The organism is Shinella sp. SUS2, from assembly GCF_001262505.1.
Taxonomy (GTDB): domain Bacteria; phylum Pseudomonadota; class Alphaproteobacteria; order Rhizobiales; family Rhizobiaceae; genus Shinella.
The window spans coordinates 168,674-189,268 of record NZ_KQ410730.1 but is presented as its reverse complement, the minus strand read 5'-3'; the positions used below and the strand labels follow the sequence as shown (position 1 = coordinate 189,268).

The 20,595-nt window shown below is 67.1% G+C and carries 16 protein-coding genes; 3 read left to right on the top strand and 13 right to left on the bottom strand.

From position 1 onward, the window contains the following. Positions 1-132 precede the first annotated feature (132 nt). Complete coding sequence (locus tag AKG11_RS14440) at positions 133-1,149, top strand: LacI family DNA-binding transcriptional regulator (protein ID WP_023517343.1); 1,017 nt, start codon at positions 133-135, stop codon at positions 1,147-1,149. A gap of 97 nt (positions 1,150-1,246) precedes the next feature. On the opposite strand, the gene AKG11_RS14435 is transcribed toward AKG11_RS14440, so the two are convergent. The 11 genes from AKG11_RS14435 to AKG11_RS14385 all read right to left on the bottom strand — a co-directional run bounded on the left by AKG11_RS14435 (position 1,247) and on the right by AKG11_RS14385 (position 15,195). Continuing rightward, positions 1,247-2,836 carry a metallophosphoesterase family protein gene (locus AKG11_RS14435; RefSeq protein ID WP_050744343.1) on the bottom strand — a complete coding sequence of 530 codons (1,590 nt, stop codon included), beginning with the start codon at positions 2,834-2,836 and terminating at the stop codon, positions 1,247-1,249. Beyond that, positions 2,833-3,474 (bottom strand): dual specificity protein phosphatase family protein, encoded by a 642-nt coding sequence (locus tag AKG11_RS14430; RefSeq protein ID WP_050744342.1) that lies wholly within the window; start codon positions 3,472-3,474, stop codon positions 2,833-2,835. Before AKG11_RS14430 ends, AKG11_RS14435 begins: the two co-directional genes overlap by 4 nt. Then, complete coding sequence (locus AKG11_RS14425; protein WP_050744341.1) at positions 3,471-4,316, bottom strand: inositol monophosphatase family protein; 846 nt, start codon at positions 4,314-4,316, stop codon at positions 3,471-3,473. The genes AKG11_RS14430 and AKG11_RS14425 overlap by 4 nt, the downstream gene beginning before the upstream one ends. 96 nt (positions 4,317-4,412) lie before the next feature. Beyond that, positions 4,413-5,519, bottom strand: a complete 1,107-nt coding sequence (locus AKG11_RS14420) for an ABC transporter substrate-binding protein (protein WP_050744340.1) — start codon at positions 5,517-5,519, stop codon at positions 4,413-4,415. A 72-nt stretch (positions 5,520-5,591) separates the two neighbouring features. Beyond that, entirely contained in the window at positions 5,592-6,713 is a 1,122-nt protein-coding gene (locus AKG11_RS14415; protein WP_050744339.1) for an ABC transporter ATP-binding protein, read from the bottom strand. Further along, positions 6,713-8,539, bottom strand: a complete 1,827-nt coding sequence (locus AKG11_RS14410) for an ABC transporter permease (RefSeq protein ID WP_050744425.1) — start codon at positions 8,537-8,539, stop codon at positions 6,713-6,715. Before AKG11_RS14410 ends, AKG11_RS14415 begins: the two co-directional genes overlap by 1 nt. Positions 8,540-8,761: 222 nt before the next feature. Next, on the bottom strand, positions 8,762-9,562 hold the full coding sequence (locus AKG11_RS14405) for an inositol monophosphatase family protein (RefSeq protein ID WP_050744338.1): 801 nt from the start codon (positions 9,560-9,562) through the stop codon (positions 8,762-8,764). 115 nt (positions 9,563-9,677) lie between these two features. Next, positions 9,678-10,739, bottom strand: a complete 1,062-nt coding sequence (locus AKG11_RS14400; protein WP_050744337.1) for an ABC transporter ATP-binding protein — start codon at positions 10,737-10,739, stop codon at positions 9,678-9,680. Further along, positions 10,736-12,949, bottom strand: coding sequence for an ABC transporter permease (locus AKG11_RS14395; protein ID WP_050744336.1), 2,214 nt, complete (start codon positions 12,947-12,949; stop codon positions 10,736-10,738). The genes AKG11_RS14400 and AKG11_RS14395 overlap by 4 nt, the downstream gene beginning before the upstream one ends. A 72-nt stretch (positions 12,950-13,021) precedes the next feature. Then, a complete protein-coding gene (locus AKG11_RS14390) occupies positions 13,022-14,050 on the bottom strand; it encodes an ABC transporter substrate-binding protein (protein WP_023515868.1) in 1,029 nt (342 codons plus the stop codon). Positions 14,051-14,172: 122 nt separating this feature from the next. Beyond that, positions 14,173-15,195, bottom strand: a complete 1,023-nt coding sequence (locus AKG11_RS14385; protein ID WP_245290159.1) for an ABC transporter substrate-binding protein — start codon at positions 15,193-15,195, stop codon at positions 14,173-14,175. Between the two features lie 233 nt (positions 15,196-15,428). On the opposite strand from AKG11_RS14385, the gene AKG11_RS14380 reads away from it, so the two are divergent. Together AKG11_RS14380 and AKG11_RS14375 are read left to right on the top strand one after the other, a co-directional pair. Next, entirely contained in the window at positions 15,429-16,169 is a 741-nt protein-coding gene (locus AKG11_RS14380) for a response regulator (protein ID WP_050744335.1), read from the top strand. Further along, positions 16,166-18,268, top strand: coding sequence for an ATP-binding protein (locus tag AKG11_RS14375; RefSeq protein WP_050744334.1), 2,103 nt, complete (start codon positions 16,166-16,168; stop codon positions 18,266-18,268). Before AKG11_RS14380 ends, AKG11_RS14375 begins: the two co-directional genes overlap by 4 nt. Before the next feature lie 14 nt (positions 18,269-18,282). Here AKG11_RS14375 and AKG11_RS14370 read toward each other — a convergent pair whose 3' ends face one another. Together AKG11_RS14370 and AKG11_RS14365 are read right to left on the bottom strand one after the other, a co-directional pair. Continuing rightward, positions 18,283-19,296 carry an acyltransferase family protein gene (locus tag AKG11_RS14370; protein WP_050744423.1) on the bottom strand — a complete coding sequence of 338 codons (1,014 nt, stop codon included), beginning with the start codon at positions 19,294-19,296 and terminating at the stop codon, positions 18,283-18,285. Positions 19,297-19,313: 17 nt separating this feature from the next. Then, on the bottom strand, positions 19,314-20,591 hold the full coding sequence (locus tag AKG11_RS14365; RefSeq protein ID WP_050744333.1) for an O-antigen ligase family protein: 1,278 nt from the start codon (positions 20,589-20,591) through the stop codon (positions 19,314-19,316). Positions 20,592-20,595: the final 4 nt, after the last annotated feature.

The window sequence follows — 20,595 nt, the reverse complement described above, 5'->3', positions numbered from 1 at the left end:
GGTCCTGGCATGAAAGTGCGGGAATGCTCCGCATGATTTCCGGTTTTTCCGGAGAAATCTGCCCCGGCGCCGCTTTGCACAGGGCGAAGAATATGCGCAAGTAGGCGTAGACGCCACCGGAGGCAGGAAGACGTGTCGACACCCAGATCCAGGCCGAAAAAGGCCTCGGTCAGCGCCATTCGCGTGGCCGAGCTCGCGGGCGTCTCGCGCTCGGCCGTCTCGCGCACCTTCACCGACGGGGCCAGCGTTTCGCCGGCAACGCGTGCCAAGGTGCTCGCGGCGGCGGAAAAACTCGGATACCACGTCAACCATCTGGCGCGCGGGCTGATCCATCACCGGTCCGGCATCGTCTGCATGATCGTGGCGGAACTTCAGGCGCCTTTCCACTCCAATGTGGTGGAGGTCACCACGCGCAAGCTGCAGGCGATCGGCAAGGTGGTGATGGTGCTGAATACCGCCGGCCAGCCGGACAATGTCGAGGCGGCCCTGCGCCAGACGCTGAACTACCGGGCGGACGCCACGGTGGTGGTGTCAGGCGCCCCGCCTGTCTCGCTGATCGAGACCTGCATCGAGAACGGCCAGCGTGTGATCCTCATCAACCGCGACGACCCGATCGAGGGGCCGGAGATCGTGCTGGTGGACAACGAGAGCGCTGCGCGCGAAGCCTGCCTCATGCTGCACCGCGCCGGCTGCCGGCGCCTTGCCGTGGTCAGCTCGACGGCCGGCACGCCGAGCATCGTGACGCGGGAACAGTCCTTCGTCGCCGCTGCCGCCGAGCTCGGGCTTGAAGCCCAGGTCAGCCGTGCCGGGCCGACCAGCTACGCGACCGGCGCGGAGGGCGCCCGCCAGCTGCTCGGGGCCTCCAGCCGGCCGGACGGCGTGTTCTGCGTCACCGACCTGCTGGCGCTCGGCTTCATGGATGTGGCCCGGCTGGAATTCCGCCTCGACATCCCCGAGGCGCTCTGCGTCGTCGGCTTCGACGATATCCCGCAGGCGGGCTGGATCGGCTACAACCTCACCACCTTCCGCCAGCCGATTGGCGCGATCGCCGACCATATCGTCGCCATCATCGAGAAGGACGAGGCCGAGCCCGCCCCGCCCAAGCGCCTGCCGACGCAGGTCGCCTGGCGCAAGAGCGTACGGCCCTAGAACCTGTCAGGTTCATTCTGAACCTGACAGGTTCTAGGTTTCTTTGTGTTCGTTTTTCTCTTCGGGAAAACCGGTTCCCACTTTTCCCTGACAAACTCTAAAGTGCCCTGACGGCAAGGTCGGGCAGGCTGAGGGAGAAATCCCGGTTCGGCGGGCGTTCGAGATAGGCGCGCATCATGCGCAGCAGCGTGGCGAAGCGGGCCGGCAGGCCGTCGCCCTCGATATGCGGCGCCCTTGCGCAGATGTCCCGATAGAAGGCCAGCCGGTCGGCTGCGATGTCCGCATGGCTGAGTTCACCCGCCTTGCGCAGCCGATACCAGTCCTCGACGAGCGCGCCGAGGCCGAAGGCCGGCGCGCCGGCGCGGTCGAACCCAAGCGCTTCAAGAAGATCGGCGACCGTCGCCGTGCGCGCGAACTCCACCATCTCGCGCGGCCATTCGCGTGCGAGATAGCGCCCGTGCACGAGATTGACCAGATGGCAGCTGAGGAAGGCGCCATGATCGGCCGCCGAGCTGGCGGCAGGCTCCTCCGCCCCTTCCCGCGCCGCCTCGGCGCGATAGGCCGCAAAGGCTGCGTCGTGGCCGGGCACCTGCCGCAGCGAGAGCGTGCGGATCTCGCTGCGATCGGCATGGAGATCGACGATCTTCAGGCCCGGCCCGTAGCCGACCGGCGATGGCACCGCGATATTGACGAAGCGCCCCGCGCCCGTCTCGTGCCGCGCCGTGTCGTTGACATGAAGATGGCCGGAAAAATGCAGGGGAACGCCGGTGGCGGCAAACGCATCGGCCACCGCAGCCGTCGGCGCGCGGCGGGCAAGGCCGGTGGCGCCGAACAGCGCGACCTCCTCGCTCGACACGCCGCCGAGCGGATCGAGCGCCGGATAATGCGAGAAGGCGACGAGCCGCTTGCCCTTCACCTTCGCCCGTGCCGCCACGTCCGCCATCCAGGCAAAGAGATGGGCGCGATGCGCGAGCACCGCCCGCCAGCCGCCGTCGGTCGGATCGTGGAACTGGGCAGGATCGGCAAGATCGTCCGCCCCGTCGCGCGGCACGCAGACATTGGCGTCGATGGCGAGCACCCAGAGGCCTTCCACCGGCTCGACGAGATAGGAGGAATCGATCATCCGGCAGCGCGTGCCGCCGTCCGGGCTCACCGCTTCGTAACTGCGGGCCGACCAGGCGGGGTCGGTGCCGAAGGGGCTTTCCCAGTGGAGATCGCCGGCTTCCGGCGTGAAGCCGAGGCCGGAGAGCATGGCAAGCGCCTCCGCCGTGCCAAGCGTTGCCGCCTCCGGGCAATCGGCGCTGCGCAGGAGCAGCGGCGTGCCGTCGGTCATGAGGAAGCTCTTGTCCTGCGGTCGGCCGGCAAGGGCATAGAAATCGTGGTTGCCGGGGGTCATCAGCACGCGGATGCCATGGCGCTCCCGATACTCCGCAACAAGGGCAAGCGCGGCGCGGATATTCGGCCGCTGGCCGTCGTCGGTGAGGTCGCCGACGAGGAGCACGATCTTCGCGCCTGACGCGGCGACGCGGTCCAGCGCCGCGCGGAAGGCGGGGATGCTCTCGTTGAAGACGCGGGTCGAGGCGGCGGTCTCGGCGAAGCTGCGGATGGCGCCGGGCAGGCCCGAACCGTCCGGTATCCAGGCACAATCATGCACATGCGGATCGGCAATGACGGCGATGCGGATCATGCGGTGGCCCTTGCGGGGGCGGCAGCGCGGGCACGGTCGGCCTCGACGAGGCGCACCCAGCCGGCGGCGCTTTCGGCGGCGGCGACCAGCATGGGCTTCGGCGTCTCGTGCCATTCGTCGGGGTGCAGCGCGCGCTTCACCCGCACAAGGTCGACGGCGGAGGCGAGCGTCGGGAATTCGCCGGGGATCTGCAGGTGCAGCAGCAGCGCGGCGAGGATTACCGAGCGGGAACGCCCGGCCCGGCAGTTGACCAGCACGTTGCCGCGCTCGCGCATCGGGTAGCTCGGCTTTTCGGGAAGTATCTGCTGCAGCGCGCCGAGCAGCTGGTAGTAACCGGCGAGGAACATCGTGTCGGGATTGCCGGGACCGTCGACAATGCCGAGCTTGTAGTAGCGGATGGGTGCCGGGCCGTAGCCGACGCGGCTGTCATGCGAGACTTCATCGGGCGCCGCGACATAGTTGAAGTCGAGATTGACCGCACAGTTGAGCACGGTGGAAATGCCGTTCTCGCGCAGCAGCGGTACGTCCGATGCTCCCTCGCGGCCGCCGACGAAGAGATCGACGCCGAAGCCCGGCAGGTTTTCGTAGACGCGGCTGATCGACGGGCGATCGTAATGGCGGGTTTTCTTTTCGGTCATGCGGTTCTCCGATGCTCTTCTTCCGCTGCGGCCAGAAGGTCCGGCCCGGCGAGAAGGGGAATGCCTGTCGCCTCCGACAGGGTGGCGGCGACGCCCGGCGCGGCGGCCAGCACGGCAGCGCCGGCGGTCAGCCCGCCGAGCGACAGGAACGGCCCCGTCACCCCGCCGGCCTCGCGCACGAGGAGGAGACCGGCAAGGCAATCCCAGGAATTCATGTGCAGCTCCGCATAGCCATCGCTGCGCCCGTCCGCAACATAGGCGAGCCCCAGCGCTCCGCAGGCGCCGCGCCGGACATTGCTGCCCGCCTCATAGAGCGCGTTGAGCGCGCCGATATAGCGGGAGAGCGGCCGGCGGTTCGACCAGCCCATCTCGAAGGAGGTTGCGGTGATGTCGGTCGTGGCGGAAACGTGGATCGGCTTGCCGTTGAGGGTAGCCCCGCGACCGAGGCGGGCGAAATAGACCTCGTCCAGCACGGGGTTGACGATGGCGCCGAGCTGCACCTCGCCGTCCGCAATGAAGGCGATGGCGACGCAGAAATGCGGGATCGCGCGGGCGAAATTGGCCGTGCCGTCGATGGGATCGACCACCCAGGCCTGGCGGCCCGGCTCGCCGCCGCCCTCCTCGCCAAGGAAGCCGTCCTCGGGGAAGGCGTCGGAAATCCGGGCGCGCAGATGATCCTCCACCTGCCCGTCGGTTTCCGTGAGGTAATCCTGCGGGCCCTTCATGCTGATCGCCTGCCCCGTCTGCCGGGCAAAGCCCGCGCGGGCGAGATCCGCCGCCTCGTGGACCAGGTCGTGCAGGAAGGCCTCCCGGCGATCGATCGCCCCGTCGTCAATGCTCATGCGCCCTGTCTTTCCTGCCCTGTTCGTCGTTTTCGGTTCGTCAGTCCCGCTGCAAAGGCGGCAGGCGGGCCGCGGACCGGCCCGCCCGTCTTTCGCTCAGCGCTTGTAGTGGACGCGCCAGAAATCCTGCCAGTCCTGCCGGCTGTCCCAGTCTTCGAGGCCCGTCGCGGGGTCGTAGATCAGCAGCGTTTCAAGATGTTTGCTGATGCCCGACGGCTCGTCGGCGGGCAGGCCCACGCTGCGATTGCTCGACATCTTGCCGTCGTCGGTCTGCGGTGCGATGCCCTCGGCCGTCATGGCGTAGTGGACGAAGAGCTTCGCCGTGTTCGGGCTGTCCGAGCCCTTGACGATGACGCCGACCGTCGGGTTGGCGAAACCGATGATTGGATCCACCCCGGCGCAAAGGCCGAGCGTGAAGCCCTTGCCCGCATTGTCGCGGAACTTGGCGGAGGAGACGAGGCCGATGAAGGGCTCGCTCTGGCCGGGCGCGGCGACGGCCTCGGCGGCGGCGGAATCCGAATCCGTCAGCAGCGGGCCGTTGGCCGCCAGCGCCGCCACGAAGGCTTGCGTCGCGCTGCCGAGGTCGCTTTCCAGCTTCTTGCCGTACTGCTTTTCGTAGGCGGCGGCGATCTTGTCGTCGATGCGGCTGCGCATCTGGTTGAACCAGTCGGTGTAGGACGGCTTGCCGAGCGGGTCCTGCATCGCGACCTTGCCCTTCCACTCCGCCTCGGTGAGCTGCCAGATGTTGGTGATCGGGCACTTGTCGTAGAGCTTGGTGTTGTAGGCGAGGAAGTTGGGGCTCGAAACGACGAGCAGCGGGTTGTGCGCCTCGGGCGAGATGTCCTTGGCGAGATCCGGCGGCACCCAGTTTTCCACAAAGCCGGCGGGCATCAGCTGGCCGACCACCGCCGAGGGGTCGGAGATGAAGGACACGTCCGTCTGGATGTTGCCCGACTGGGATTCGCGGATGATCGTCTCGAGCTGCGCGGTCGCCTTGGATTTGGCGCCCTCCGCCTTCAACCCGTATTTGGCGTTGAACGCCTCGACCATGTCGACGATCTTGCCGGTGCTGTCATAGACCGACAGCGGCGGCTCCTTCTTTGCCGCCTCGATGAGGGCGTCGAGATTGAACTCTTCCGCCAGCGCCCCGCCGGCCATGCCGAGCACAAGGGCGACACCCGCCAGTAAACCGTATTTCCGCATGCTCTCCTCCTCCAGCTTCGCCCCATCCGTCTCTTCCCATCGGATGGCGCGGGTTTCAGTTTCCGTTTCGGTTCAGGCGGCCTGCGCCAGCGTGTCGTCAGCGCCGGGGAGCCTCAGGCCCGCCGCGTCGAAGACGTGCATGGCCGTCGGCCGCGCATGGACGAAGACCCGCTCGCCGCCCTTCAGCACCGGGCATTCGGTGGTGGTGGCGAAAAGGGCGCGGCCGTCGACCTTCAGTTCGATGATCCAGCTTCCGCCGGTCGGCAGGATGCCGGTAACCTCGGCCGCATGGCGGAAGCTGTCGCCGGGAACGGCAGCCTCCGAGCGCGCGATCTGCAGGGCCTCGGGCCGGAAGCCCACCGAGCCGACCCCCGCGCTCTCGCCGAGCCGACCGGCGAGCCAATGCGATGCGGCGCGATCCAGCGTATGGCCGGTCGCGGTTTCGAGAATGTTGATCGGCGGACTGCCGACGAATTCGGCGACGAAGCGGTTTGCCGGCCGGTCGTAGATGTCGTTGGGCGTGCCGAGCTGCTGCAACCGGCCCTCGTTCATGACGGCGATGGAGGTGGCGAGCGTCATCGCCTCCCACTGGTCGTGCGTGACGAAGACGATGGTGGTGCGGAAGGCGGCGTGGATGCGCTTCAGTTCGGCGCGCATTTCGAGCCTCAGGCGCGCGTCAAGGTTGGACAGCGGCTCGTCGAGCAGCAACACCCCGGGATTGACCGCCAGCATGCGGGCGAGCGCCACACGCTGCTGCTGGCCGCCGGAGAGCTGCGAGGGATAGCGGTGCCGGTACTTCTCGATATCCAGCGCCTTCATGACCTCGGTGACGCGCGCCTCGCGCTCGGCCTTCGGCATCTTGCGCAGGCGCAGGCCGAAATCCGTGTTGCGCTCGATGGTGAGATGCGGCCAGAGCGCATAGGACTGGAAGACGAGGCCCATGCCGCGCTTTTCCGGGCCGATGAAGGCACCGCGCGCCGGGCTGTCGACGATCTTCCCGCCGACGCCGATCTCGCCGTCGGTCAGGTTCTCCAGCCCCGCGATCATGCGCAGCGTCGTCGTCTTGCCGCAGCCGGAGGGCCCGAGCAGGCACATGAACTCGCCGTCCCCGATGTGGAGGTCGAGGTCGCTCACCGCGTTGGGCGAGCCGGCGCCGTAGGATTTCTGCACATGGCTGAGAACGATATCGGGCATCAGTTTCCAAGTCCCTCGGCAAGGTTGGTGCGGGTGAGCCGCTGGGCGAGCACCGTGCCGCCATAGGCAAGGCCGGCGATGATCAGCACCACGGCATTGGCGGCCTGGGTATAGTTGTAGTCCACGAGGCGCAGCGAGAAGGTCGTCAGCACGTCCGTGGCGGGCACGGCGAGGATGACGAAGAGGCTGAGCCCTTTGATGCCCGAGATGAAGGGCAGGAGGATGCCGGTGACGAGCGAGCCCTTCTGGATCGGGATGACGATCGATGTCATGCGGCGGAACCAGCCGGCGCCGACGATCTGCGCTGCCTCCTCCGGATCCTTGCCAAGCTGCATCATGGCCGAAATGCCGGCGCGGGATGCATAGGGCATCTGGTCCGCCATCAGCGCGAGGATGAGGATCAGCGTCGTGCCGTAGAGGCCGGGGATCGGCCCGCGCTGCACGGCGAAAAGCGAGAGATAGGCCGCGGCAAAGGCGATGCCGGGCACCAGATAGGGCATGAAGGTGACCTGCCGCAGGAAGATCGCCAGCGGCCGGATGGTGGTGCGCACCACGACATAGCCCGTCAGCACGCCGAGGATGCCCGAGCAGATGGAGGCGATACCGACGATCGAAATCGTGTTCCACGCCGCCTGCCAGAGATCGGGGCTGAGCAGGATGCCGGTGCGCATGGCAACCGTCGGCAGGTCCTGGCCGATCCAGTAGTCGAGCGTGAAGTTCGACAGGGCGAAGCTGCCGGGCTGGTGCATGACCGTCGAAAGCGCCAGCGTCAGGAGGGGCATGCCGACCGAGACGACGAAGATGGCGGCGGCAAAGCCGCTGGCCGGCCAGCGCCAGGATTTCAGCCGCGACAGCCGGTTCATCGCGCCCTTGGAGCCGACGGTGACGAAGCGGCGCGCCTCGCGGGCGAGATGCGCGTCGATCATGATGGCCAGCACGCCGATCAGCATGATGGCGCCGGCGAGCACGCCCGCAACGCCGGTCTGGCGCGAGCCGATGGACCGGTAGAGCGAGGTCGCCAGCACGTCGAACTTCACCGGCAGGCCGAGCACATAGGGCACGCCGAACTCGCCGAGGCATTTGGCGAAGATGAGCAGCACGGCCGACAGCAGCGCGGGGCGCATTAGCGGCAGGATGATCTGCAGGGCGACCACCCGGCCCGGCGCACCGAGAATGCGCGCGCTGTCCTCCAGCTGGCTGTCGAAGCGGCGCAGCGCCGAGCCGAACAGCAGGATGACGAAAGGGGTATAGTGCAGCGCGAGGATGATGGTGATCGGTACCTGGCCATAGGCGAGCCAGTCCGGCGGCGTCAGGCCCACCGCCTCGAACCAGCCCGGCTGGCCGCCGACGGTGCGGTTCTTGAACAACGTGGTCCAGGCGAGCGCGAAGGTCCAGGCCGGCAGCATGTAGGGCACGATGAGGGCGGTGGCGAACCAGCGGCGGCCGAACATGTCGGTGCGCGCGATCAGCCAGGCGAGAATGCCGCCCACCGACAGCGAGATGGCAATGGCGCCGAAGGCGACCTTCAGCGTGTTGAGGAGCGGTTCCCAGAAGAGATCGTGCGCGACCGGCGAAGCGAAGGCGCGGTAGAGGTAGTAGGCGGTGAAGCTGCCCGTTTCGCCTGCCGTGCGCCGCTCGTCACCGAACTGCACGGTCGCCGCGTCCGCAAGGATCGACAGGATCGGCACGACGATGAGATAGGCGAACAGCGCCGCCATCAGGACGGCGATGACAGTCGTCGGCTCGCGCAGCGCCAGCCGCAACCGGTAGCGCCAGCGCGCGCCGCCAACGGGCGCCGGCGCTACAGTCGCATCAGAGGCGGCCATGAAGCCCGCCTTGTGCGCTGCGGCACGTTTTTCCAACAGTGTTCGCAAAGCCGTGCAATGTTTCCTCCCCTGCCCGCTTTCGCCGGCCACCGCACCGAATTTGACCAAACCGGGAATGTTTCCTCCCATCCCGATTGGTCATTGGGTGCAGTCAATCACTGAGGGTCGGTGCTTGTCAATATTATATTGCACAGCCGTGCATTCATGCGCAAAGCCGACCTGCTAGGTGAGCCCGGCCAGCCTTTCGAGGTCGGCGCGGGCGCCCGGGCCGGCGGCGACGACCGGCCCGCCCCTGGTCAATTGCTCGCCCTCCACCGGGAAGGGATGATGCCAGCCGCCGGCCTCCTTCACGAGGCAATAGCCGGCAAGGCAATCCCAGGCGTGCATGTAGGGCTCGTAGTAGCCGACGAGCCGGCCGGCCGCGACATAGGCGAGCATCAGCGCACCGGAGCCGTTGCGGATGAAGGTGCCGCCTGCCTGCAGCAGCCGGCGGATGATGTCGGCCATGGCGTCCGGCGTCACATGGCTGTTGGCGCCGATGCCGGTCATGGCGTTGCGCACGTTGCGGGTGGGATCCAGCGTCAGGACCTTGCCGTTGAGCTTGGCGCCCCGGCCGGCGGCGGCGGCATAGAGCTCGTTGTGGCAGGGCGCGCCGATGACGCCGATGACGGGCTCATTGTGGTGCAGCACGGCGATCGAGACGCACCAGGTCGGCATGCCGCTGACGAAAGGCGCGGTGCCGTCGATGGGATCGACCACCCAGGTGTAGCCGGAGCTGCCGGCCGTGTGGCCGAACTCCTCGCCGAGGAAGCCGTCCCCGGGGAACGTCGCCTCGACCCGCTCGCGGATCAGCTTTTCCACGGTGCGGTCGGCGATGGAGACGACATCCTGCGGGTCGCGCTTTGTCTCGATCACCAGGCTGTCGCGACGGTTGAAATAATCGAGTGCCATGGCTCCCGCCTCCTGGGCGATGGCCTTGGCGAGGACGAAGCGTCTGTCTAGGTCCGTCTCTTGCGACGTCATGCTGTTTTCCTTGGGTAAGCAATTCCAGCAAAAGTGCGAAGCGGTTTTGCGTCCGGAATTGCGTAAAAACAAAAAGATAGAGCGTTTCCGCGATTCGAAGAAAAGTGGACTTGCTCTAGTTGCTGATGAGGGCGATGCCGCGGCCCTTGAAGCCGAGCGTGGCGTCGGAGGCAGCGGGCAGGATGCGGTCGATGGCATGGTCGACGATGAAGAGCGTGCCGACATCGGTCTCCACCTCGTATTCGACATGGTCGCCGAGATAGGCCGAATGCAGGATGCGCCCGGCCAGCCCCTCGCCGCGGCCTTCGGCGAGCGTTACCGCGCCGGGGCGCACGGCAAGACTGGCAGCGCCCGGCTTCGCCCGGCCGGCCGGCACGCGGTGCTTCAGGTTGCCGATGCGGATGTCGGCCTCCGTGCCGTCGATGCCCAGGACCTCGCAGGCGATGACATTCGCCTCGCCCATGAAATCGGCGATGAAGGCGGAGGCGGGGAACTCGTAGAGATCGCGCGGGGCGCCGGACTGCGCGATCTCGCCATCCTTCATGACGATGATGCGGTCGGAGACGGCGAGCGCCTCGTCCTGATCATGCGTGACATAGACGGCGGTGAAGCCGAGGCGCTGCTGAAGTTCGCGGATCTCCGTGCGCACCCGCCGGCGCAGGCGCGCGTCGAGGTTGGAGAGCGGCTCGTCGAGCAGAAGCACCTGCGGTTCCAGCACCAGCGCGCGGGCGACGGCGACACGTTGCTGCTGGCCGCCGGAAAGTTCGGCCGGCAGGCGTCCGCCCATGCCGGCGAGGCCGACGAGTGCCAGCCCCTCCTCCGCCTTCTCCCGCGCCTCCTTGCGCGAGAGGCCGGAGGATTCGAGGCCATAGGCGACGTTGTCGAGCGAACTCATATGCGGAAAGAGCGCATAGGACTGGAAGACCATCGAGACGTCGCGCTCGTTGGCCGGCAGCATGGTGACGTCCTTGCCCCCGATGAGGATGCGCCCGGCCGTCGGATGTTCCAGCCCGGCGAGCATGCGCAGCGTCGTCGTCTTGCCGCAGCCGGAAGGGCCGAGCAGGGTGACGAGCGTGCCGGGCTCGATGGTGAGCGAGAGGTCGGGAATGGCGGTGAAGGCGCCGAAGGTCTTCTTCACGTTCTCGAACGTGACGGAGCCGGCTTTCTGGTTGATCATGCGATTTTCTCCTGACGAGAGGGGGCAAGGCCGGCGACGCGGTTCTCACGGCGCAGGCGCCGTTCGCCCACGAGAAGCTGGAAGCCGGTGATGACCGTGATCATCACGACGATCAGCATGGAGGAATAGGCGATCGCCACGCCGTACTCGCCGTTCTCGACGAGGCCGACGATATAGGAGGTCGCCATGTTGTATTCGGCGCTGACGAGGAAGATGACGGCGCTGATCGAGGTGATGGCGCGCACGAAGGAATAGACGAGCGCGGCGGTGATGGCGGGCCGCAGGAGCGGCAGGATGACCTTGCGGATGGTGCGGAAGCTGCCGGCACGCAGCGTCAGCGAGGCCTCGTCCAGGCTCTTGTCGAGCTGGCTCATCGCCGCAATCCCGCCGCGCACGCCGACCGGCATGTTGCGGAAGACGAAGCAGGCGATGAGGATCAGTGCCGAGCCGGTCATCTCCAGCGGGGGCAGGTTGAAGGCCATGATGTAGCTGACGCCGATGACCGTGCCGGGAATGGCAAAGCTCATCATCAGCGCGAACTCGAAGACGTTCTTGCCGGTGAATTTCTGGCGCACGATGATGTAGGCCGTCAGAAGGCCGACGATGGCCGTCAGCGGTGCGGAGATCAGCGCGATCTCCATCGTCGTCCAGAACGAGTTCCAGGCAACGCCCGTCCAGGCGATGCCGCCATCGAAGCCGATGGAGAAGGCCTTGGCGTAGTGGTCGAGCGTCAGCGAGTTGTCGAGGCCCCAGGTCTTCACGAAGCCGCCGACGAGGATCATGCCGTAGACGACCAGCGTGAACAGGCCCCAGGGGATGACGATGGCATGCACGCCGAGCGACACCCCGCGCGGCAGCGCGATATGCGCCCCGCTGTCGCCCTTGCCCGTCACGGTGGCGAAGTTCTTGCCCGACAGCCAGAAGCGCTGGGCGAGGAAGGCCGAGAGCGTGAAGACGAGCAGGACCGTGGCGAGCACGGCGGCGCGCGATGGGTCGTTCTGCGAGCCGACCACGGCGAAGAAGATCTCCGTCGAGAGCACGCCGTGGCTGCCGCCGAGCACCAGCGGATTGCCGAAATCGGCCATGCTCTCGATGAAGCCGATGAGGAAGGCATTGGCGAGGCCCGGCTTCATCAGGGGCAGCGAGACGCGCCGGAAGGTGCGCCAGCGATCGGCGCGCAGTGTCGTGGAGGCCTCCTCCATCGACGGGCTGACACCCTCGACGACGCCGATCAGGACGAGGAAGGCGATCGGCGTGAAGGAGAGGACCTGCGCGATCCAGATGCCGGTGAGGCCGTAGAGCCAGCGGCCGGGCTCGATGCCGAAGAGATCGGAAAGCCCCTGTGTGACGACGCCCGCGCGGCCGAAGAGCAGCGTCAGCGCCAGGCCGATGACGAAGGGCGGCGTGATGATCGGCAGGATGGTGAGGAGGCGCAGGCCCTTCTTGTAGGGAAAGCGCGTGCGGGTGGCGACCAGCGCGAAGGCAAGGCCGAGCAGCGTTGAGCCGAGGCCCGTCATGATGGCGAGCCACAGGGTGCGCCAGGCGACGCCGCAGCGCCCGTCACCGATGACGCAGCTGAGGCTCCAGATGCCGGGATCCTGCATGTTGCGGATGAAGCCGTCCGGATTGAACGAGCCGTCGAAATCCTGCACCGAGCCGGCGAACATGCTGCCGATCGGATAGAAGACGAAGACCGCGACGAGGAAGACGAGCAGCGAGATGGCGCTGACGACGAAGGCATCGCCCTTCATCACGCCGCGCTCGGCAAGGCCGAAGGCGAAGAGAAGCACGAAGACGACCGCCGAGAGCACGGCCCCGGCGCCCATCGAGGGCTGGCCGTCCGAAAGCGCGCCGAACAGGCTTTCGCTCACCGTCCATGTCCAGCCGGAAAAGCCGATGGCAAGGCCCTGCAGCGACAGGAAGAGGATGCCGAGCGCGCCCAGAAAGGCGAGGGCTGCACCACGGCGCATCGGATCCGCCATGCTGCGCGCGGCGACCGCGAGAAGAAGAAGAAGCGCGCTACCGGCCAGCCACAGGCGGCCATGCACGGCGATCTGCACGAGGCCAGGCGCGGCCTCGGTGGAAAGAGGGAACCCGGCCAGCCAACCGAACCCGTAGAAGCCGCCGTCGATCCGGTACCAGGGCAGTAGGGTCAAAGCGACCACGCCCAGGATCAGGACCACGTCCAGCCTGCGATTGCCATGTCTCATGGCCGACCTCGCTGTGATTTGTCGTTTCGGGAAGACGGCGCCCGGAGGAGACGGGCGCCGTCCATCAGGCCGTCAGTTGGCGGCCGCGCCGACTTCACGGTCCCAGCGCTCCAGCAGCGCCTTGCGCTTGGCCGGGTCGCCATAGGTCTTGAAGTCGTAGTCGATCAGCTTGATGTCCTCGAAGCGCGGTGCCTCCTTCGGGATTTCGGCGCTCTTGTTGGACGGCAGCTGGAAGGATTTCGCATCCTTCATGCGCGACTGGACTTCCGGGGTCAGCGCCCAGTCGTACCAGACCTTGGCGTTGTCGAGGTTGCGCGCGCCCTTGACGATCGACATGGAGCCGATCTCGTAGCCGGTGCCCTCGCAGGGCGTGATCGACTTGACCGGGAAGCCTTCGGCCGTCTGCGTCACCGCGTCATGCACGAAGACGATGCCGAGCGCCGTCTCGCCGCGGGCCGCCGCCTTGACGGGTGCCGAGCCGGACTTGGTGTATTGCGAGATGTTGTCGTTGAGCTTCTTCAGGTAGTCGAAGGCCGGGTCCTCGCCCATGATCTGCACGAGGGAGGCGAGCGCCGTATAGGCGGTGCCGGAGGAGTTGGGGTTGGCGATCTGGATTTCGCCCTTCAGCTCCGGTGCCAGGAGATCGGCCCAGCAGACCGGCTCCTTGAAACCCTTCGCCTTGAAGATCTCGGTGTTGTAGCCCCAGCCGAGCGCACCGGCATAGATGCCGACCGTCTTGTAGCCAGCGCTTTCGGCCTGTTTCTTCGCCCAGTCGTTGAGTTCGTCGAGCTTCGGCGACTTGTATTCCAGCGTCAGGTTTTCCGAGGCGGCCTGGAGATGCGGATCGCCGGTGCCGCCCCACCAGATGTCGGTCTTCGGGTTGCGGGCCTCGGCGCGCACCTTGGCATAGGTCTCGCCCGAGGACAGGCGCACCATGTTCACCTTGATGTCGCTGTGCGCCTTCTCGAAATCGCCCTTCATCTGCTCGCAGATGACGACGTCGGCCGAGCAGATGAGGTTGAGGTCGCCGGCCGCCTGCGCCGGCAGGGCGGCAAGCGCCGTTCCGGCGAAAAGCATGAGGGAAAGGGTCTTGGTCTTCATTGGGGCATCCTCCTGTTGCCTTGGTTTGAATCCTGGCGCGAACGGACATGCCGGGGCCATCGGGCTGCCCGCGGGCGGCTCGTTCGCGTTCTTGTCGATTTGGGTCTGTTTCCGGTCCTCGATCAGTTCGTTGCGGAGAGCACCGCGTCGAACCGTTTGAGCAGCCGATGTCGTTCTTCGGGCGTGCCGAAGGTGGCGAAGTCGTAGTCCACCATCTTGATCAGCGAGATGTCGGGCGCGGCGAGCGGCAGGCTCGCCATGGAATTCGAAGGTACCTGGTTCTGGCCGGCCGCGGCACCCGTCGCCTGGCCTTCCGGGCTCAGCGCGAAATCGACGAAGCGTTGTGCCGCTTCGACATGGCGCGCGCCCCTGACGATGCTGACGGCGCCGATCTCGTAGCCCGTACCTTCGCAGGGCGCGACGATGACCAGCGGGGACCCCGCCTGTTTCTGCGTGACCGCATCGTGCATGAAGGAAATGCCGATCAGCACCTCGCCCCGCGCCGCAGCCTTGACCGGGGCGGAGCCAGACGCCGTGTAGCGCTCGATGTTGCGGTTGAGCGCGGCGAGATAGCGGAAGGCCTCGTCCTCGCCGAAGAGCTGCACCAGCGTCGCCAGTGTCGTGAACGCGGTGCCGGAGGAGTTCGGATTGCCGCTCTGGATGCGGCCGCGATAGGCGATGTCCGCCAGGTCCTTCCAGCAGGTCGGCGCCGGCAGCTTCGCCGCACGCAGCAGGTCGGCATTGTAGGCAAAGCCCAGCGCCCCGGCATAGATGCCGGCCGAGCGGCCGCCGGACATGGCGAAGAAGTTCTGCGCCCAGGGCAGCATGTCGCGCTCATGCGCCGGCTGGTAAGGCTCGAGCAGGTTTTCCGAACCGGCCTGCAGATGCGTGTCGCCCGTGCCACCCCACCAGACGTCTATGGTGGGCGCGTCCTTTTCCGCGCGGATCTGGTTGAGGATGTCGCCGGTGCTCCGGCGCGTCATCGCGATCTCAAGGCCGGTTTCCGCCTCGTAGGCCTTCTGCATGGCGGCACACCACACCTCGTCCACACCGCACAGGACGGTGAGCGAAGGGGCCGTCATGCCGGCCGTGGCGGTCGCCAGCCACAGGGCCACGCCCGCGCCGAAAGCGCTGATGCCTCTCACGATGTTCCTCCCATTTGGAACGCCCTCCTCACTGCCGGACGTTCCAATCTCCGTGTTCAGGATGGCATATCCGCCGCGCACCGCAATCGAAGAATGGTTACCGTTCTTACAATCCCCGGCCGGCGCGCCCTGTCAAAAATGACAAAGGTTACAAATGTGACAAAGCCGCATAATGCGAGCTGCTTTGAACAATCATCCGGGCCTTACTATGATGGGTGCGGGAGGACGGACATGTGTTGAACGAGAGGGTACGGATTCTGATCGTCGAGGACGATCCCGACATGGCGGAGCTCATCTCCGATCTGGTGGAGGCCGAGGGCTGGATACCGGTGACCGCACCATCGGCGGAGATGGCGGCGGGCGTGCTGGCGCGCGAGAGCGTGCATCTCGTGCTCATCGACCATAACCTGCCCGGCATTTCCGGCAGGGCCTTCGCCCAGCGCCTGCGCGCGCAGACCAGTATCGGCATCGTCATGGTGACGGCGGCGGGCAGCGCCGCCGACCGGGTGCTGGGGCTGGAGACGGCGGCGGACGACTATGTCGTCAAGCCCTTCGAGCCCATCGAGCTGACGGCGCGCATCAAGGCCGTGCTGCGGCGGACGATCCCCACGCTGAAGCCCGAGCGGGACGGCGAGCGTGAGCACGAGCCGGCTTCCCTGAAGCTCGGCGACTGGTCGGTGGATCTGGCGCGCCGCCGCGCCGTCTGCCGCACCGATCCCGGAAAGTCGCTGACCGGCGCTGAATTCGCCCTGCTGGAAATCCTCGCCGAGACGCCGAACATCCCGGTCAGCCGGGCGCATATCCTCGACCGTCTCGGCGCGGAAAGCGACCGCTACATTGACCGCAACGTCGACGTGCTGGTGCTGCGCCTGCGCCGCAAGATCGAGCGCAATCCGGACCTGCCGCGCCATATCAAGACGCGGCGCGGCAAGGGTTATGTGCTCGACACCGACGACGCCGAGCTTTCGCCGTGATCAACCGCCCCTTCCTGTCCTCGATCGCCTTCCGCCTGCCCTTTGCGATCGTCTTCATCTGCGTGCTCGTCGTCAGCCTGTCGACCATCGCCATCTATGGCTTGCAGCGGGCGCGCGAGGAGATGGCGACCTATGGCCTGCAGGCCTTTTCCAGCCTCGCCAAGGCCTCGCTGGTCTCGCGACAGGTCTCCGATCTCGTCTCCAGCGCGCCCTTCCTGATGAACGCCACCTCGCCCTACCGGGTTTCCAGCGAAAGCCGCTCGGTGGTCGCGCAGGTCGATGCGCTGCTGCACGCCATGGCGCCGGATAGCGGCCCGGCCGGGATGAAGGGTTTTGCCAGCACCCGTATCGTCGAGCTTCTCGAAACGATCCGCACGCAGACCACGGCACTTGCCGGCGATGCGGACAGCGCCCAGCAGCACAAGGCCGAGGCCGCCGCGGCGCTCGGCGAGATCGCTACCGGCAGCGGCATCGCGGATGCCGATTTCCGCCGGCGGCTGAACGCCATCGTGCAGTCGGTGTCCAATTCCGACAGCCTGTTCCAGCTCGGGGAACTGCGCCGCCGCTATGTGGCCGAAACCGCGCCGCGCATTGCGCGTGCAGCGCCGGACGTGCGGATTTCCGCTGCCGAATTCGCGCCCTACGAGCGCATCTTCGAGGCGCAGACGCGCTATCTCCTCGAAATGTTTTCCATCCGCGCCGCCGTCTCGCGGCTGCATTCCGTGTCCCGCGATCTTTCGCACGCCACCGAAACCCAGAGCGAGGCGGTCGCGCGCAGCCTGAACGACGATCTCGCCTCGACATCCGCCGCGCTGAGCCGCCTGCTCGTCATCGTCGCCTTTGCGGCGCTGCTCGTGCTCGTCATGGCGATCTTCTCCATCCGCTCCGTCATGCGCGTCTCGCGCGGCATCGTTGCGCTGTCCAACGGCATGAATGCGCTGGCGGAAGGGTGCAAGGATGTCGACGCGCCGCGCTACGACGGCACGGAGACCGAGCTGGTGCGGTTGCTGGAGGCCTTCCGGGCCTTCCGGGAAAGCGTCGAGCGCGTCTCGCGGCTGCGGCGCACCGCCGAGGCCGCCGCGCGCACCATCCGCTCCACCTTCCGCACCATGAACGAGGGCATCGCGCTGTTCGATCCGCGCGGCAAGCCGATCACCATGAACCGCCGCGTCATCGAACTGGTCGGCTGGTCGGGCTCGGCGCGCAAACTGCCGGTGCGCAAGTTCGTCGCGCCGATCCCCGAGATCGACCCGGCGCTGCTACCTGCCGAGGGCGAGGCGGGCGCGCTCGGCGATCGCTCCGTGCTGCGCCATCGCTCCGAGGCAGGGCGGGTGACGGAGGTCTCGCTGTCGCGCCAGCCGGATGGCGGTATCGTGCTTTTGGCGCGCGACGTCACAGACATCGACCGGCAGGAGGCGGAGACCGCCAAGATCCAGCGTCTCGACGGCATCATGCGCATGACGCACCAGGTGAGCCACGAGGTCGGCAACATGATCGGCATCATCACCGGCAGCCTCGGCCTCCTGGAGCGCGAGACCGGCTTCAACGACCGGCAGAAGCGCCACCTTGCCCGCATCCGCAAGGCCGCCGACCGGGGCCGGTCGCTGGCCGGCAGCATGCTTTCCATCGGCAGCCAGCAGCCGATCCATCCCGGCGCGGTGGAAATCGGTGCGCTGCTGCGCGGCATGGCGGACGTGCTGGAGATCGCCGTCGGGGAGAAGTGCCGGCTCGTCTTCGACATTGCCGATGGCCTGCCGACGGTGCTGCTCGATGCGGCGCTGTTCGAGCAGTCCGTGCTCAATCTCTGCCTCAACGCCGCCGCCGCCATGCCGTCGGGGGGAACGATCCTCATCCGCTGCCTCGGCGGGGGAGCCGGCGTCGTGGTTTCGGTGGCCGACGAGGGTATCGGCATGTCGCCGGAAGCTGCCGACAAGGCCTTCGAGCCCTATTTCACCACGCGCGACGAGGAAGGCGGCGCCGGCCTCGGCCTTGCCGTGGTCTACGGCTTCGTGCGCCAGAGTGGCGGCGACGCCCGCATCCTCTCGATACAGGGAAAGGGGACGGTGGTGGAGCTCACGTTCCCCGTGCTCCGGGCCTGACGGGACACGAGAGCTTAGCCCTCGGCTGCAACCGCCCGCCGGGCAGCGTCCGTGCGGCGCTTTCCGGAAAACCCGCGCAGCAGCGGGCGCTCGATGAGCCGATAGCCGGCAAGGCCGGAAAGGACGCCGGCGAGGACCGCGGCGATGAAGATGAGCGCCGGCGCCAGGCCGAGCGTGACGCCCGCCTTCGCCACGACAGAGATGGCGAAGGTGTGCCAGAGATAGATCGAATAGGACGCATCGCCGAAAAGCGCCGGTAGTCTCAGACGCGGCACGCCGCCCTCCCGCTCCAGCGCCGCCGTGCCGTAGACCAGCATGGCCGCGAGCGGCCCACAGGTCCATTCGTCGAAGGGCAGCCGCAGGAGGCCGATCACGGCGAAGCCGGCGAGCGACAGCGTAACGAGCGCGAGGCCCAGCCCCCTGCCTCGCACGCGCCCGGTTAGCCACAGCCGGCCGATCAGCATGCCCGCGACGAATTCCAGGATGATCGGCCGCGTATAGGTGACGAAGAGCGGGTTGTCGCTTGTCACCGTGAGGCCGAGCGTGACAAGGCCGAGGAAGATCGCGGCAACGGCGGCAAGCCTCATGCGCGCCGGCAGCAACAGGCAGGCGGCGAAGACGGCATAGAAGAAGAGCTCGTAGTTGAGCGTCCAGCCCTGGACGAGCAGCGGCCAGATCTCGCCGCTGCTCGGCGAGGGCAAGGGCACGAAGAACAGCGAGGCGAGGAGGTGCTGTGCCGTCAGCGCGAGATTGGGGAAGAGGCCGAGCAGCGCGCCTGCCACCATGGCCCCGGTCGCGAGCCAATAGACGGGCACGATGCGGCGCAGGCGCTCGGCAAGGAAACGGCCGGGCGAGACCGGGCGCCGCGCGACGATCACCCACATGATGAAGCCGCTGATGACGAAGAAGACGTCGACCCCCGCCGCGCCGATCGCCAGCGCATGGCCGCTGCGCTCGCCGGCATGGAAGAAGACGACCGCGAGCGCGGCGAGCGCTCGCAAGTACTGGATGCCGTAGAGCGTTGTCACCGGCCGTGTTTCCTCCGTCATGGGCGGATGGCCCCTTCTGGGCGCAGTGGCAGCCTGACGCGATACACCGGCTGCAGCCTTCGGGCGCGGCGGGCATCGGCCAGCTTGCCGGCGGCGAAATAGAGTAGGAACGAGCCGACATGGTAGGGATTGAGGATGTCGATCTCGACGAAGGTGCGCACCGCCAAAAGCGCCGCCACGGTGAAGAGAACCAGCGCCTCCAGGTCGTGCGCGGCAGAGAGTAGCCGGTGGAGATGGCCGGCGAGTGCGACGAGCAGCACCATCGACAGGAGCAGGCAGCCGATCAGACCGGTCTCCACCGTCGCGGCGATGAAGGTGTTGTGGAAGTGGAAGCCCGAGCGGGTGCCGATGAAGAAGGCGGCCCACAGCCGCTCGGCCTCGGCAAAACCCTGCACCCAGAAGGCCTGGTAGCCGATGCCGACGAAGGGTGCGGTCGCGGCTGTCTCGATGCCCTGCTGCCAGAGATAGGTGCGCCCCGTCAGCGTCGCATCCTTGCCGAAGGCGCCGAGCACCAGCGCATAGCCCCCGCCATAGGCTCCGGCGAGGAGCACGAGCGCGGCGAAGACGGCGAGCACGAGAAACAGGATCTTGCGGTGTGCCGGCGCCAGCCATTCCAGCGCCTTCAGCCCGAGGCAGAGGCCCGCGACGGCGGCGGTCGTCAGCACGGAGGTCGCCGATTGCGAGGCTTTCAGGCAGTAGAGCGCGACCGCCACGCAGACAAGGGCGACGAGCTTCCACGCCCCGCGCTCACCCCCGAGAAAGAGCGCGGCGAAGGCGAAGAGCACGGCGAGCGAGGCATAAAAGCCAAGCTGGTTCTTGGAGGCGAAGGCGCCGACGAAGCTGTAGGTGCCGTCGAGCGGATCGAGATGGTAGACGCCGAAGACGAGCGAGTAACACAAGACGAGCGCCGTGCCGGCAAGGCCGCCGCGCACCAGCGTGCGCGTGTCGACGACGCGCATGGCGATCAGCGCGCAGACGACATGGGAGAGATATTGCACGCCCGCCCGGGTCGTGACGCCTGGCGCCTGCGACCAGAAGACGGAAAGGCAGGCGAAAATGGCGAAGGCGAAGATCCAGCCGTAGCGCGCATAGTTCCCGAGCACCCGCCGGTAGTCGACGACGACCAGTGGCAGCCACAGCGCGTAGTAGGCGAGGATCGACACCTGACCGAAGCGGAAGGAATAGGCGAAGACGAAGAAGGACAGCGCGACGGCCGTTGCGGCATAGGCCGTGTTGGCTCCCGGCTCGATCAGGCTTGCCTTGGCGATCCGCATGTCC